This window comes from Amycolatopsis kentuckyensis (assembly GCF_002155975.1).
GTDB classification, from domain to species: Bacteria; Actinomycetota; Actinomycetes; order Mycobacteriales; family Pseudonocardiaceae; genus Amycolatopsis; species Amycolatopsis kentuckyensis.
This window is the reverse complement of the sequence record NZ_MUMI01000135.1, coordinates 22414-35201: the sequence shown is the minus strand read 5'-3', so window position 1 is coordinate 35201 and position 12788 is coordinate 22414. Positions and strand designations below refer to the sequence as shown.

At 70.3% G+C, this 12788-nt stretch carries 16 protein-coding genes and 3 tRNA genes; 14 read left to right on the top strand and 5 right to left on the bottom strand.

Annotated features, from left to right (window positions below; all coding sequences use genetic code 11):
• The 6 genes from CCN39_RS14800 to CCN39_RS14775 all read left to right on the top strand — a co-directional run.
• Positions 1–1606, top strand: a 1606-nt coding sequence (locus tag CCN39_RS14800) for a putative bifunctional diguanylate cyclase/phosphodiesterase (RefSeq protein WP_143264040.1), incomplete at its 5' end; no start/stop codon positions are given.
• 80 nt (positions 1607–1686) lie between these two features.
• Positions 1687–1759 (top strand) — tRNA-Thr (locus CCN39_RS14795).
• 50 nt (positions 1760–1809) lie between these two features.
• Positions 1810–1882 (top strand) — tRNA-Met (locus tag CCN39_RS14790).
• A 49-nt stretch (positions 1883–1931) separates the two neighbouring features.
• Positions 1932–2096, top strand: a complete 165-nt coding sequence (gene rpmG / locus CCN39_RS14785) for a 50S ribosomal protein L33 (RefSeq protein ID WP_005152047.1) — start codon at positions 1932–1934, stop codon at positions 2094–2096.
• A gap of 80 nt (positions 2097–2176) precedes the next feature.
• Positions 2177–2626 carry a MaoC family dehydratase N-terminal domain-containing protein gene (locus CCN39_RS14780; RefSeq protein ID WP_086842369.1) on the top strand — a complete coding sequence of 150 codons (450 nt, stop codon included), beginning with the start codon at positions 2177–2179 and terminating at the stop codon, positions 2624–2626.
• A complete protein-coding gene (locus tag CCN39_RS14775) occupies positions 2623–3033 on the top strand; it encodes a MaoC family dehydratase (protein ID WP_086842367.1) in 411 nt (136 codons plus the stop codon). Before CCN39_RS14780 ends, CCN39_RS14775 begins: the two co-directional genes overlap by 4 nt.
• Here the strand turns inward: CCN39_RS14775 and CCN39_RS14770 are convergent.
• The 4 genes from CCN39_RS14770 to CCN39_RS14755 form a co-directional block, all read right to left on the bottom strand.
• Entirely contained in the window at positions 3030–3935 is a 906-nt protein-coding gene (locus CCN39_RS14770) for an SGNH/GDSL hydrolase family protein (RefSeq protein ID WP_086842365.1), read from the bottom strand. The genes CCN39_RS14775 and CCN39_RS14770 overlap by 4 nt on opposite strands.
• Positions 3936–3970: 35 nt before the next feature.
• Complete coding sequence (locus tag CCN39_RS14765; protein ID WP_086842363.1) at positions 3971–4930, bottom strand: hypothetical protein; 960 nt, start codon at positions 4928–4930, stop codon at positions 3971–3973.
• Positions 4927–5277, bottom strand: coding sequence for a GntR family transcriptional regulator (locus CCN39_RS14760; RefSeq protein ID WP_086842361.1), 351 nt, complete (start codon positions 5275–5277; stop codon positions 4927–4929). Before CCN39_RS14760 ends, CCN39_RS14765 begins: the two co-directional genes overlap by 4 nt.
• Before the next feature lie 61 nt (positions 5278–5338).
• Entirely contained in the window at positions 5339–6259 is a 921-nt protein-coding gene (locus CCN39_RS14755) for a TIGR03619 family F420-dependent LLM class oxidoreductase (RefSeq protein ID WP_086842359.1), read from the bottom strand.
• Between the two features lie 206 nt (positions 6260–6465).
• On the opposite strand from CCN39_RS14755, the gene CCN39_RS14750 reads away from it, so the two are divergent.
• The 6 genes from CCN39_RS14750 (at position 6466) to CCN39_RS14725 (ending at position 10174) form a co-directional block, all read left to right on the top strand.
• Positions 6466–6538 (top strand) — tRNA-Trp (locus CCN39_RS14750).
• Between the two features lie 26 nt (positions 6539–6564).
• A complete protein-coding gene (secE, locus tag CCN39_RS14745) occupies positions 6565–7005 on the top strand; it encodes a preprotein translocase subunit SecE (protein ID WP_086842357.1) in 441 nt (146 codons plus the stop codon).
• Between the two features lie 73 nt (positions 7006–7078).
• Positions 7079–7915, top strand: coding sequence for a transcription termination/antitermination protein NusG (nusG, locus tag CCN39_RS14740; RefSeq protein WP_086842355.1), 837 nt, complete (start codon positions 7079–7081; stop codon positions 7913–7915).
• Between the two features lie 74 nt (positions 7916–7989).
• Positions 7990–8427 (top strand): 50S ribosomal protein L11, encoded by a 438-nt coding sequence (gene rplK / locus CCN39_RS14735; protein WP_043781763.1) that lies wholly within the window; start codon positions 7990–7992, stop codon positions 8425–8427.
• An 80-nt stretch (positions 8428–8507) separates the two neighbouring features.
• Positions 8508–9227 (top strand): 50S ribosomal protein L1, encoded by a 720-nt coding sequence (rplA, locus tag CCN39_RS14730; RefSeq protein WP_086842353.1) that lies wholly within the window; start codon positions 8508–8510, stop codon positions 9225–9227.
• A 161-nt stretch (positions 9228–9388) separates the two neighbouring features.
• Positions 9389–10174: an alpha/beta fold hydrolase gene (locus tag CCN39_RS14725; RefSeq protein ID WP_086842351.1), complete on the top strand. Its 786-nt coding sequence runs from the start codon at positions 9389–9391 to the stop codon at positions 10172–10174.
• Here CCN39_RS14725 and CCN39_RS14720 read toward each other — a convergent pair.
• Positions 10171–11136: a hypothetical protein gene (locus CCN39_RS14720; RefSeq protein WP_086842349.1), complete on the bottom strand. Its 966-nt coding sequence runs from the start codon at positions 11134–11136 to the stop codon at positions 10171–10173. The two genes, CCN39_RS14725 and CCN39_RS14720, sit on opposite strands and share 4 nt — an antisense overlap.
• 310 nt (positions 11137–11446) lie before the next feature.
• Between CCN39_RS14720 and rplJ the strand changes: the two genes are divergently transcribed.
• Both rplJ and rplL read left to right on the top strand, forming a co-directional pair.
• Entirely contained in the window at positions 11447–12001 is a 555-nt protein-coding gene (rplJ, locus tag CCN39_RS14715; RefSeq protein ID WP_086842347.1) for a 50S ribosomal protein L10, read from the top strand.
• A 49-nt stretch (positions 12002–12050) separates the two neighbouring features.
• The gene (gene rplL / locus CCN39_RS14710) at positions 12051–12434 is read left to right on the top strand and encodes a 50S ribosomal protein L7/L12 (protein WP_013222530.1); all 384 of its coding nucleotides are present in this window, start codon (positions 12051–12053) and stop codon (positions 12432–12434) included.
• Positions 12435–12788: the final 354 nt, after the last annotated feature.

The window sequence follows — 12788 nt, the reverse complement described above, 5'->3', positions numbered from 1 at the left end:
CGCCGACGACCCGCTGCTGCGCCTGCCCGGCGCGCACGTCCGGCACTTCCGGATCACCGAGGCCAACCCCGACGTCCGCGCCGCCCTGCTCGACCGCGGCGCGCAGGAGGCCCTGGTGGTCCCGCTGCGCAGCGCGAACCGGCTGCTCGGCGTCGTCGAGGCGCACGACCGGCTGTCCCGCTGGCGCGGCTTCGGCAAGTACGACGTCCAGCTGCTCGGCACGATGGCCAGCCACCTCGCGACGTCGCTGGACAACCGTCGGCTGCTGGCGACGCTGCGCCACGACGCCTACCACGACCCGCTCACCGGGCACCTCAACCGGCCGGGCTTCCGGCAGGTGGCGAAGGAACCGTTGCGGGACTTCGCCAACGCCGTGGTGCTGCGGATCGACCTCGACGTCTTTTCGACGGTCAGCGACGCCCTCGGCTACGCCTGGGCCGACCGGATGGTCGTCGCCGCGGGCCGCCGCATCCGCGACGCGCTCGGCCCCGACGTCCCGCTCGCCCGGCTCGAAGGCGCGTCCTTCGCGGCGCTGCTCGTCGGCTGCCCACCGGAGGACGCCCACCAGGCGGCGGAACGGCTGCGGGAAGAGCTGTCGGCGCCGTACCCGGTCGACCGGCTGTCGGTCGAGGCGAACGCGATGATCGGCTACGCGACGACGTCCGCGGAGGAACCGGGCGACGTCGTCGACATCGAAGGCCTGCTGCAGCGCGCCGACGTCGCCGTCCGCGCGACGAAGGGCGGCGAAGAGGTCCGCGGCTACGTGCCGAGCATGGGCCAGATCTTCCTGCGCCGCTTCCAGATGGTCACGCAGTTCCGGCAGTCCCTCGAGGACGGCCAGGTCAGCGTCCACTACCAGCCGAAGATCACGCTGCCGAACCGGCAGGTGCAGGGCGTCGAGGCGCTGGTCCGCTGGGTGCACCCGGAGTTCGGCAGGCTCGGCCCGGACGAGTTCGTCCCGGCCATCGAGGCGGCCGGCCTGATCGGCGTCCTGACGGGTTTCGTGCTCGGCGAGGCGCTCAAGCGCTGCCGCAAGTGGCTCGACGAGGGCCTGCGGATCTCGGTCGCGGTCAACCTGTCGGTGCGCAACCTGGCCGACGAGGACTTCCCGAACAAGGTCGCCCGCGAGCTGGAGCACTACGGCATCCCGCCGGAGCTGCTGACGTTCGAGCTGACCGAGTCCGGCGTGATGTCCGACCCGCAGAAGGCGCTGCCGATCCTGCGCGAGCTGCACTCGCTGGGCATCACGCTCGCCGTCGACGACTTCGGGACGGGCTACTCGTCGCTGGCGTACCTGCGGCAGCTGCCGGTCGACCAGGTCAAGATCGACAAGAGCTTCGTCCTCGGCATGGGGACGGACCTGGGCGACCTCGCGGTGGTCCGGTCGATCGTCGAGCTGGGGCACTCGCTCGGGCTGACGGTGGTGGCCGAGGGCGTCGAGGAGGACGTGGCGCGCGACCAGCTCGAGGCGATGGGCTGTGACGTCGCCCAGGGCTACCTGATCTCGCGGCCGCTGCCGGAAGACCGGCTGGAGGCGTGGCTGCAGGCCCGCACGGCCCGCTCGCCGGGGCGGCACTCGGAGACCGTTTTGACCCTGCTGACCTGAGGTTTTGTCGTTTTGGGACCCCGGTTGCACGACGGGGTGACAGGCCTTGCTAATCTTTCCAAGTCCTCGCGAGAGGCCAGGCCCCTTTAGCTCAGTCGGCAGAGCGTCTCCATGGTAAGGAGAAGGTCTACGGTTCGATTCCGTAAAGGGGCTCACGACCTCAGCCGCGTCACGCCTGCGTGTCGCGGCTTGGGTCATGTAAGGGCGGTGTAGCTCAGTTGGCAGAGCAAGCGGCTCATAATCGCTGTGTCGCCGGTTCAAGTCCGGCCACCGCTACGCGGTAAGACGGGGCTGGCCCCCGGGACCTGAGAGAGAAGGAAACGCTGTGGCTGCCACCGACGTGCGACCCAAGATCACGCTGGCGTGCGAAGAGTGCAAGCACCGCAACTACATCACCAAGAAGAACCGGCGCAACAACCCGGATCGCCTGGAGATGAAGAAGTTCTGCCCGAACTGCGGTACGCACCGGACGCACAAGGAAACCCGCTGACGTAGCGCGTTCACCCCCAGCTCGAAGAAGCCGCCCCGGGATCCCCGGGGCGGCTTCTCGCTGTTGGTAGCCTCGTCGCCGTGCCCTTGGACCAGTCGTTCACCGGGCGGAGCTATCCGCCGCAGACCAGTTACGAAGTGAGCCGGGAGAAGATCCGGGAGTTCGCCGACGCGATCGGCGACGCGAACCCGGTCTACCGCGACCCGGAGGCGGCCCGCGAGGCCGGTCACCCCGACGTGATCGCGCCGCCGACCTTCCTCACGATCATCAACCTCGCCTCGATCAACGCGATCGTCGCCGACCCCGAACTCGGCCTCGACTACTCGCGGATGGTGCACGGCGACCAGGGCTTCACCTACACGCGCCCGGTCTTCGCCGGCGACGTGCTCGAGGTGACCACCCACATCGACGGGATCATGGCCCGCGCCGGCAACGACTTCATCAACCTGCGCGCGGACATCACCGACGCCGCGGGCCAGAAGGTCTGCACCACCCGCGCCCAGCTGGTGGTCCGAGGGGAGAACGCGTGAACGCGCCTGTCACCGTCGGCGACGAGCTGCCCGCCCTCGAGGTCCGGATCACCCGCGAGCAGCTGGTCCGCTACGCCGGGGCGGCGCTGGACTTCAACCCGATCCACTGGAACGAGGCGTTCGCGAAGGACGTCGGCCTGCCGGACGTGATCGCGCACGGGATGCTGACGATGGCGGTCGCGGGCCGCGTGGTCACGGACTGGCTGGGCGACCCGGCCCGGCTGATCGACTTCAGCGCCCGGTTCACGCGCCCGGTCGTGGTGCCGAACACGCCGGAGGGCGCGGTGGTCACGATCACGGGGAAGGTCGCGGACGTCAAGGACGACGGGATCGCGCGGATCGACCTCGTCGTGAAGTTCGACGGCAAGACGGTGCTCGGCAAGCCGCAGGCCCTGGTCCGCCGCTAAGGCAGCTTCAGGACCGCCAGGACCGCGTCGGCCATGCCCTGCTCACCCCGCGCGTTCGGGTGCAGCGGGGCGGCCGGCGAGGCGGGCAGCAGGCCCTCGATCCAGCGCTTGTCCGACGCCGAGCACACGTCGTGGCCCTTGCCGGGCGTCGCCGTGTCCGCGTACCCCGCGCGGTGGGCGTCCGCCTGGTCCTCGAGCATCTTGTTCAGCTTGCCGAGCGCGCCGCGGAAGTACTCGATGTCGCCCGCGCCGAACGGCAGGGACGGCCAGCAGCCGTTGCCGTCCGGCAGCACCGTCGGGTAGCCGACCACCACCACCTTCGCCTTCGGGGCCTTCTGGCGGATCCGGTCCAGCACCGCGGCGACCTTCGGGGCCGTGGCGTCGACGCGCTCGGCCAGCTCGTCGCGGCCGCCGGCCGTCAGGCGGTCGCGGCACGGTGAGGTGTTCTGGTTCGTCGTCGCGCAGCCCGACGCGTACGAAAAGAAGCCGACGTCGTTGCCGCCGATGCCCACCGTCACCAGCGTCGTCTCCGCCGTCACCGCGTCCAGCTGCGGCGGGTTCGTCCCGTTCCCGGTTTTCTGCGCCCCGGTCAGGTTCGCCGTCGTCGCGCCGCTGCAGCTGACGTCGGCGAACTGGGCCGGCTTGAGCTTCGCCGAGACCAGGTGCGGGTAGTTGTCGTCCGAGCGGTCGCAGCCCGCCGGGGTGCCCGCCTGCCGCCCGGTCCGCGGTGACGACGTGTACGAATCCCCGAGGGCGACGTAGCGGCCGGAGCCGCCACCGGTGTCCACGCCCTCCGGTGGCGCCGACGACGAGCCGTGCTGCCACTTGTAGTACCCGAAGGCCAGCAGCCCGACCACGAGCACGACCACCAGGCAGCCACCGCCACCGCTCTTCTTCGCCACTTCTTCGTTTCTACCGAAGCCGCCGGGCCGCCGACCTAGTCAATCCGGGTGATGCGCTGCGCGAGCAGGTCGTTGACCAACCCCGCACCCGTCTCCGGGTCGTCCACGCTCACCAGCACCGTGCGGCCGTTCTCCAGGGCGAGCGCCAGCGCCGGGCCGCCGCGGACCTTGTACGCCGTCGTGCCGGTGACCGGGTTGAAGCGCAGGCCCAGCCCGCCGTCGCCGAACGTCGACAGCTCGCGCGCGGTCGCTTCGCGGATGCTGTCCAGCGCCAGGTGCCGCCACGGGACGCCCAGGAGGCCGAAGCGGATCGTCACGCCCTTGGCGTCGACGGACGCCGACAACCGGTACGTCAGCGCCGCCACCACCGCACCGACCAGCGCGAGCCAGGTGGCCACCGGCCAGGACAGCCCGGCGGGCACGAGGGCGATCGCCACCGGGACCACCGCCAGCGCCCAGAGCATCGCCGGGTTCGCCGCCCGGCTCGACCAGAACGCCCGCTGGCCGGCCCGGAGCCCGACGCTCGGCCGGTCCGCGGTCCGTTCGCGGACCGGCGGGGCGGGCAGGCCGCCGACGAGTGCCGCCACGACGGCGATGGCGGCCGCGCCCAGCATGAAGAGCACGACGACCAGGCCGCCGCGGGCCGCGTGCCAGTCCGGGACGTCGAGGTTCGCCACGAGCACCGACAGCAGGACCGCGGCCGGCAGAGCGGCGAACCCGGCGCCCACCCCGACGGTCGCGCGCGGCAGCGGCCGCCCGCGGCGCAGCGCGGTGACCGCCGTCGTGGCCAGCAGCAGCACGGCGACCGTGCCGAGCCCGAGGCAGACGCCGGTGAACGCCGCGAGCGGGGTGGAGCCGTTCGGCGCGCTGTTCCAGTGCGTCGCGACGGGGTCGGGCAGCCGGTGCGCCCACGCGTCCTCCAGCGCGCCCGCGACGGCGAGCGCGGCGCCCGGCAGCACGGCCGTGGCGACCAGGACCCGGATCAGCTTGGTCATGAGTACTTCTCCTTCAACACCCCGGTGAGCTCGTCGAGGCCGACGCCGGCGCGCTTCGCCTCGCGGACCAGGTCCTCGGCGAGTTCGGCCAGCCGCGCCCGGGAGGACGCGCCGCCGATGACGACGGCGCCCCGGCGTCGCCGCAGGTCGATGAGGCCTTCGTCGCGAAGCAGCGCGTACGCCCGCAGCACGGTGTGGACGTTGATCTCGAGGGCCGCGGCCAGTTCCCGGGCGGGCGGAAGCTGCTGCCCGGGAGCCGGGTGGCCCTCGGCGAGGGACCGGCGGAGCGAGGCAGCCACCTGCTCGAAGAGCGGGACGGTGGAGCTCGGATCGATCTGAACGAGCATAGTTCTAACTATAATAGAACAATGACGCCGCGCGCGAGACCTGCGTCACACCGGACGCGGGTCAGTTCGCGATCAGTTCCCCGGCGAGGTCCAGGGCGTGGTCGACGTTCTTCGCGACGTAGTGCAGGTCGACGAGCACCTCGGTGATGCCCAGCCGCCGGGCCACGTCGAGGCAGGGGCGGACGTCGGCGACCGTCTCGACGGCGGTTCCCTCCCGCGGGTTGATCCGCAGGACGCGGCGCAGAGTGTCCGGGTCGCGCCCGGCCTTCGCCGCCGCTTCGAGCGCCACCGACCAGAGACCGGTCAGGTACTGCTCCGGCATCCAGCCGGCGAGCCAGCCGTCCGCGCGGCGCCCGACCCGGGCCAGCGCCGGCGGCGAGAACCCGCCGAGCAGCACCGGCGGGCGTGGTTGCTGCGCCGGGCGCAGGCCCACCGTCGACGGCGCGATCCGCCACTGCGGGCCCGCGTGCTCCGCGGGGTCGCCGGTCCACAGCGCGTCGAGCGCGTCGAGCAGGTCTTCGAGCCGCCGGCCTCGGCCCTCCCACGGGACCCCGGTGGCGAAGTACTCCTCGCGCAGCCAGCCGAGCCCGAAGCCGGCGTCCAGGCGTCCCGAACTGGCCAGGTCGAGCGACGTCAGTGCCCGGGCGAGCAGGACCGGGGAATAGACCGGGCCGGTCAGCGCGCTCATCCCGAGGCGGGCCGTGCGGGTCACCGCCGCCGCGACCGCCAGGGTGGTGAACGGGTCGGCGAAGGTCTCGAACTCCTTCGGGTACGGGTGCTCCGGCGTCCCGCCGCCCGGGTAGAGGTCCGAGGGCGCCAGCGGTGCCAGGATCCGGTCGCCGACCCAGAGCGAGGCGAAGCCGAGGCCCTCCGCCGCCGTCGCGAAGCGCGGCACGGCGGCGGGGTCGGCGAGGGCGCCGTACTGGGGGAGCGCGAGGCCGAGCCGCATCGGATCCCCCGCCGGACGGGGGGTGGTCGTCATGGCGGACATCCTGGCATGATCAGGAGGTCGGCGGGGAGTTTTCCGCTGGCCGGCCGGGGTGCGGCGGTCGATCGGGGGGCGCGGTTGCGGGCTCCCGCGAGGCTTGCCGTAGACTTCGGGACTTGGAACGCACTACGGTCATCCCCGCCTGGATGGTGGGGACGATGGAATGCGTCCACCGGGGCTCCGAGCGATCGGGGCTCCACAGGGGTGTAGCTCAATTGGCAGAGCAGCGGTCTCCAAAACCGCAGGTTGCAGGTTCAAGTCCTGTCACCCCTGCGTAACGGAACTGGTGGAGCGGAGGAGTGGTCGTGAGCGACAGCGACGCCAGCGGCGGCGAGCAGGAGCAGGACGGCACCGGGCGGAAGCCCGAGAGCCAGTCCCGTCCCGTCACAGCCGCTGCCCGGCGTGAGCGCCGTGCGACCGCTCGCCCGGCGGGGAAGTCCGCGGCACGTGCGGACGACAAGACCCGTCCGGCCGGGAAGTCGGGGGAGAAGACCGCCCCCGACGCGAAGGGCGCTCCGACTCCGAAGCGGGACCAGAAGCCGAAGAAGGCCTCCGTGTTCGCGCGGCTGGTGCGCTTCATCCGCGAGGTCTGGGCGGAACTGCGCAAGGTCATCTGGCCCAACCGCAAGCAGATGGTCACCTACACCATCGTCGTGCTGGCCTTCGTGGTGTTCATGGTGGGCCTGGTGAGCGTGCTCGACCTGGCATTCAAGTGGGGCATCGGCAAGATCTTCGGCTGACGCGCCCCCGGCGCGCGCCGATGGGGCCCAGGTCCCGGCCTTGGCCCGCAATGATCAACTGAGAGGACGGAACGTGACCTCCGACAACGGCACAGCAGCCGGTCACGACCTGACCGAGCTTTCCGACGAGCAGGTGCACGCGGCACTCGGTGACGAGGAGTCCGCGCACCTCGAGCCCGTCGACGTGTCGGACTCCGAGGACGACGCTTCCGCCGACAGTGACGCTCCTGCCGACGTGGACGATTCCGTCGACGTGGACGAGACCGAGGCCGAGCCCGCCGCGGACGACGAGGACCCGGTCGCCAAGCTGCGTTCCGAGCTCCTCGCCGCGCCCGGCGAGTGGTACGTCGTGCACTCCTACGCCGGGTACGAGAACAAGGTGAAGACCAACCTCGAGACCCGGACCCAGACCCTGGACGTCGAGGACTACATCTTCCAGATCGAGGTCCCGACCGAAGAGGTCACCGAGATCAAGAACGGCCAGCGCAAGCAGGTGCAGCGCAAGGTGCTGCCCGGCTACATCCTGGTCCGGATGGACCTGAACGACGCCTCGTGGAGCGCGGTGCGCAACACGCCGGGTGTCACCGGGTTCGTCGGTGCGACCTCGCGCCCTTCGCCGCTGACCGTGGACGAGGTGCTGAAGTTCCTCGCCCCGAAGGTCGAGAGCGAAGCCCCCGCGAAGGCGGGCAAGGGCGAGTCCACCGCGACCGCGGCCCCGCTCGGCGGCCCGGCCGTCGAGGTCGACTTCGAGATCGGCGAGTCGGTCACGGTCATGGACGGCCCGTTCGCGACGCTGCCGGCGACGATCTCCGAGGTCAACATCGACGGGCAGAAGCTGAAGGTCCTGGTGTCGATCTTCGGCCGGGAGACCCCGGTCGAGCTGTCGTTCAACCAGGTCTCCAAGATCTGACGGCCGCCAGGCCGGCCGCAGTCCCCGCGTCCACGGCAGGTACGCGGGGAACGTAGTACAGGACAGGAAAAGAAATGCCACCCAAGAAGAAGAAGCTTGCGGCGATCATCAAGCTGCAGATCAAGGCGGGTGCGGCCAACCCCGCGCCGCCGGTCGGCCCCGCGCTGGGTCAGCACGGCGTCAACATCATGGAGTTCTGCAAGGCCTACAACGCCGCGACCGAGTCGCAGCGCGGGGACGTCGTCCCGGTCGAGATCTCCGTGTACGAGGACCGGTCGTTCGACTTCAAGCTGAAGACGCCGCCGGCCGCGAAGCTGCTGCTGAAGGCCGCGGGCGTGGAGAAGGGCTCCGGCGAGCCGCACAAGACCAAGGTCGCCAAGGTCACTTGGGACCAGGTCCGCGAGATCGCCAAGACCAAGGAGACCGACCTCAACGCGCACGACATCGACCAGGCCGCGAAGATCATCGCCGGCACTGCTCGGTCGATGGGCATCACGGTCGTCGACGCCTGACGTTCGCAGCACTACCCGTGGGAGAGCCAAGTGCTGGCTCTGACACCACACTGATCCGTTTTTGAAGTAAGGACAGAAGCATGACCAAGCACAGCAAGGCTTACCGCCAGGCTGCGGAGCTCATCGACAAGGCGCGCCTGTACGCGCCGCTCGAGGCCGCGAAGCTGGCGAAGGAGACCTCCAAGACCAAGATGGACGCGACCGTCGAGGTCGCGATGCGTCTCGGTGTGGACCCCCGCAAGGCCGACCAGATGGTCCGCGGCACCGTGAACCTGCCGCACGGCACCGGTAAGACCGCCCGCGTCATCGTCTTCGCCGTCGGCGACAAGGCCGCCGAGGCCGAAGCCGCCGGCGCGGACGCGGTCGGCACCGACGAACTGATCGAGCGCATCCAGGGTGGCTGGCTCGACTTCGACGCCGCGATCGCGACGCCGGACCAGATGGCCAAGGTGGGCCGCATCGCCCGCATCCTCGGCCCGCGTGGCCTGATGCCGAACCCGAAGACCGGCACGGTGACCCCCGCGGTCGAGAAGGCCGTGAAGGACATCAAGGGCGGTAAGATCAACTTCCGCGTCGACAAGCAGGCCAACCTGCACCTGGTGATCGGCAAGGCTTCCTTCGACACCGAGAAGCTGGTCGAGAACTACGCGGCCGCGCTGGACGAGATCCTCCGCGCCAAGCCGTCGTCGGCGAAGGGCCGCTACCTGAAGAAGGTCACCTTCACCACCACGATGGGCCCGGGCATCCCGGTCGACCCGCTGCGGACCCGCAACCTCCTCTCCGAGGAAGCTGCGGTCTGAGAACCTTATTCTGGTTAGGACGGCGCTACGGAACGCAACCCGCCTGCATGAGGCGAACCTTGCGCCGGCCGACGGCTGAATAAGGTTCTGAGTCTGAGATCACCAGAAAGGGCGTCCCCGCTTGCTGCGGGGGCGCCCTTTCTTCGTGTCTTATTGACGTCATGCCGACTTTCGCGTCGTTCGACGGGCTCCGGTTGAACTACACGGTGTGGGAGGGCGACGGCGCCCACCGCCCGGTGCTGCTGCAGCACGGTTTCGCCGCGGACACGAACGCGAACTGGATCTCCACGGGCGTCGTCGCGGCGCTGCGGTCGGCGGGCTTCACGGTGATTTCCCTGGACGCGCGCGGCCACGGCCGGTCCGAGAAGCCGCACGACGAATCCCGCTACACCGAGGACGCGATGGCCCGCGACGTCTCGGCGTTGCTCGACGAGCTGGTCCTCGACGAGGTGTCGATGGTCGGCTACTCGATGGGCGCGATCATCGCCCTGACGGTGACGGCGAAGGACAAGCGGATCCGTTGCCTGGCAACGGGCGGAGTGGGCTCGGGCATCGTCGACTTCGGCGGCGTCGACCTGCGCGTGGTGAAGCCGGCCGACATCGCTTCGGCGTTGCTGGCGGAGGACCCCGCTTCGGTCCCGCCATCGGGAGTGCCGTTCCGGCTGCTGGCCGACGCGGTGGGCGGAGACCGCCGGGCGCTGGCGGCGGTGGCGTCGGCTTCAGCGTCGTCGTCGCGGGAGGGACATCTGGACCTGTCGGCGATCGGAGTGCCGACGTTGGTGCTGGCGGGAGAGCAGGACCAGCTGGCGGCCGAGCCCGAGCGCCTGGCGGCGGCCATCGCGGGGGCACGGCTGGTCCGGATCCCGGGCGACCACATGACGGCGGTGATGTCACCGGCGTTCGCGGAGGCGTTGGTGTCGTTCCTGTCGGCTCCGCACCCGCGCTAGCGGCTGGTCGGCGTCGCGGTCGGGGCGCCGCTGCACTTCGCCGGCCCGATCGCGTGGCCGGTGATGAGCCACTGGCCCTTCTCGACCTTCGAGACCGTGAAAACACCCAGTGCCGGGCCGCCCGTGACGGGGAAGGTGCACGAATCGATCGTCACGGTGTCTCCGGGTAGAGGTGCCGAGACGCTGGACGGCAGGGATTCGGCGTAGTCGTTCTTGTTCGTCACCTGGGTGGCGAGGAACTCGACGGCTTTCTTGCAGTCGGTCTGGGCGGCGTTCTGCCGGAACGTCTGGGCGATGTCCTGCGCGAACTGGGTCTGGACGTCCCGCTGCCCCTCGTTCTGGAACCGGCCGCAGGCGTCGTCGACCCGGCCCTGGGCGACGTTGTGGTAGACCATCCGCACCGCTTCGTACGGGTTCGTCGAGAACACGTGGTTCGTGTGGTACTTCCCGCCGCCCTCCTCCGCCAGCTGGGCGGAGGTCTTGCCGGAGTCGTTGGGGAAGAAGTGGTTGTACAGCCACGTGCCCGCGACCGCGAGCAGGATGAAGGCCAGCACCCAGGCGATGACCTTCTTGCCGAGCCACGTCACCCACTTCGGCGCCCGGCGGCGTTCGACCGGGACCAGCTGGTAACCCGGCGGGATCAGCGGCGGCTGGCCGCCCGGCTGGGACGGCGGCGCCTGGACGACGCCCGAGTCCGGGGCGGGTGCCGGCTGGTTGCCCTGCTGGGTCTGGGTGAAGCGCAGGTAGTCCTGGAACTGCTGGAACTGGCGGAACTGCTCCAGCTCCGCCGGGTCCGTCGGCTGCTGGGCGGACGTGCCGGACGGTTGCGGGAGCGCCGGGGCGCCCTGGACCGGGACCGGAGCGTTGCTGGGCGGCGGAAGCGCGGGGGGTGCAGCGGGCGCGTTGGGGCCCGCCGGTTCGATGTCCGAGCCCGGCTTTCCGTCATCGCGCTGCTCCGCCACGTCACCATGATGCCCTCCGGGGCGGCGGGTGGAACCCCCAGGCGCCCTAAACGCAGGTCAGGACCGGCCCCCGAGAAATCCTCGACAACGGGCGGGGTACACTTGACGACGGTTCTACCGAAGACCGCTGGTTTTCCCCGCCAACACGGGGAACGAAGGTCCCGCACTCGCCGGGCGGCCCGCGCAGGAGGAACGAGGCCGGGCACCCAGGTGCCCGATGACGCCCCGCGCCTGTCTGCGCGAGGGCGTTTCGTCGTTTGAGGGCTCCTCGAAAGCCAGTGGAAACACTAGCCAAGAGAGGAGGCGACCCATGGCGAAGCCCGACAAGGTGGCGGCCGTCGCCGAGATCGCGGAGAGTTTCCGCACCAGCTCGGCCACCGTCGTTACCCAGTACACCGGCCTCTCCGTGTCACAGCTGTCCCAGCTGCGCCGCGCTCTCGGCACCAGTGCCAAGTACCGGGTCGCGAAGAACACCCTGGTCAAGCGGGCGGCCGAGGACGCCGGCATCCAGGGTCTCGAGGACCTGTTCGTCGGCGCGACCGCCATCGCCTTCGTCGAGGGTGAAGCTGTCGACGCCGCCAAGGCGCTTCGCGACTTCGCGAAGGACAACAACGCGCTTGTGATCAAGGGCGGCTACATGGACGGCCGTGCGCTGTCCGTGGACGAGATCAACCGGATCGCCGATCTCGACAGCCGTGAGGTCCTGCTCGCCAAGGCGGCGGGCGCGTTCAAGGCGAAGCTGTCCCAGGCCGCCGCGCTGTTCCAGGCGCCGGCGTCCCAGGTCGCCCGCCTGGCTGCCGCGCTGGAGGAGAAGCAGCGCAACGCCGCCGGTACCGAAGCAGCCGAAGCACCCGCCGAGAGCTGAACCACCCCCACCCCGAACGTCTAGTTCGTTTTTCTGAGAGGAAGCCATCATGGCGAAGCTGAGCACCGCCGAGCTGATCGACGCCTTCAAGGAGCTCACCCTCCTCGAGCTGTCCGAGTTCGTGAAGGAGTTCGAAGAGGTCTTCGACGTGACCGCCGCCGCGCCGGTCGCCGTCGCCGCCGGCCCCGCCGCCGCCGCTGCCGCCCCGGTCGAGGAGCAGGACGAGTTCGACGTCGTCCTCGAGGGCGCCGGCGACAAGAAGATCCAGGTCATCAAGGTCGTCCGCGAGGTCGTCTCGGGCCTGGGCCTGAAGGAGGCCAAGGAGCTGGTCGAGGCCGCTCCCAAGGCCCTCCTGGAGAAGGTCGACAAGGAGGCCGCCGAGGCCGCCAAGGAGAAGCTCGAGGCCGCGGGCGCCAAGATCTCCATCAAGTGATTCCGGGCGCGCAAGCGCCTGAAGCACCACCTCGAGAAGGGGCGGGCATCCACTTCGGATGCCCGCCCCTTCCGTGTCTACGACTTCCTGAGCTGCGAGCCGGTGGCAACCCCTAGGAGCGGTGTCCGGATCTCCCCGGGGTCCCTAAATCGTGGATCCGGGGCCGCTCAGACCTGCGCAGTTGCCCCGTTTGGGCTACCGTGCTGCCAGTTGGCGATCACGGCGGGGTGACGATGAACCCGGGGCTGGCCAGAAAAGAAAACTGGTGAGTAACCTGTTCGCACTCAGCTCGTTGCACCTGGTTGACGCGGGTTCGTGGGCGCCACCGGCCCACATCCGCCGCCGGCGTGGGTG

Excerpts from the sequence above, each read along its gene's own strand:
- CCN39_RS14765 (WP_086842363.1), bottom strand. The coding sequence starts at position 4,930 with ATGACCAAGCTGATCCGGGTCCTGGTCGCCACGGCCGTGCTGCCGGGC.
- CCN39_RS14760 (WP_086842361.1), bottom strand. The coding sequence starts at position 5,277 with ATGCTCGTTCAGATCGATCCGAGCTCCACCGTCCCGCTCTTCGAGCAG.
- CCN39_RS14755 (WP_086842359.1), bottom strand. The coding sequence starts at position 6,259 with ATGACGACCACCCCCCGTCCGGCGGGGGATCCGATGCGGCTCGGCCTC.
- rplK (WP_043781763.1), top strand. The coding sequence starts at position 7,990 with ATGCCACCCAAGAAGAAGAAGCTTGCGGCGATCATCAAGCTGCAGATC.
- rplA (WP_086842353.1), top strand. The coding sequence starts at position 8,508 with ATGACCAAGCACAGCAAGGCTTACCGCCAGGCTGCGGAGCTCATCGAC.
- CCN39_RS14725 (WP_086842351.1), top strand. The coding sequence starts at position 9,389 with ATGCCGACTTTCGCGTCGTTCGACGGGCTCCGGTTGAACTACACGGTG.
- rplJ (WP_086842347.1), top strand. The coding sequence starts at position 11,447 with ATGGCGAAGCCCGACAAGGTGGCGGCCGTCGCCGAGATCGCGGAGAGT.
- rplL (WP_013222530.1), top strand. The coding sequence starts at position 12,051 with ATGGCGAAGCTGAGCACCGCCGAGCTGATCGACGCCTTCAAGGAGCTC.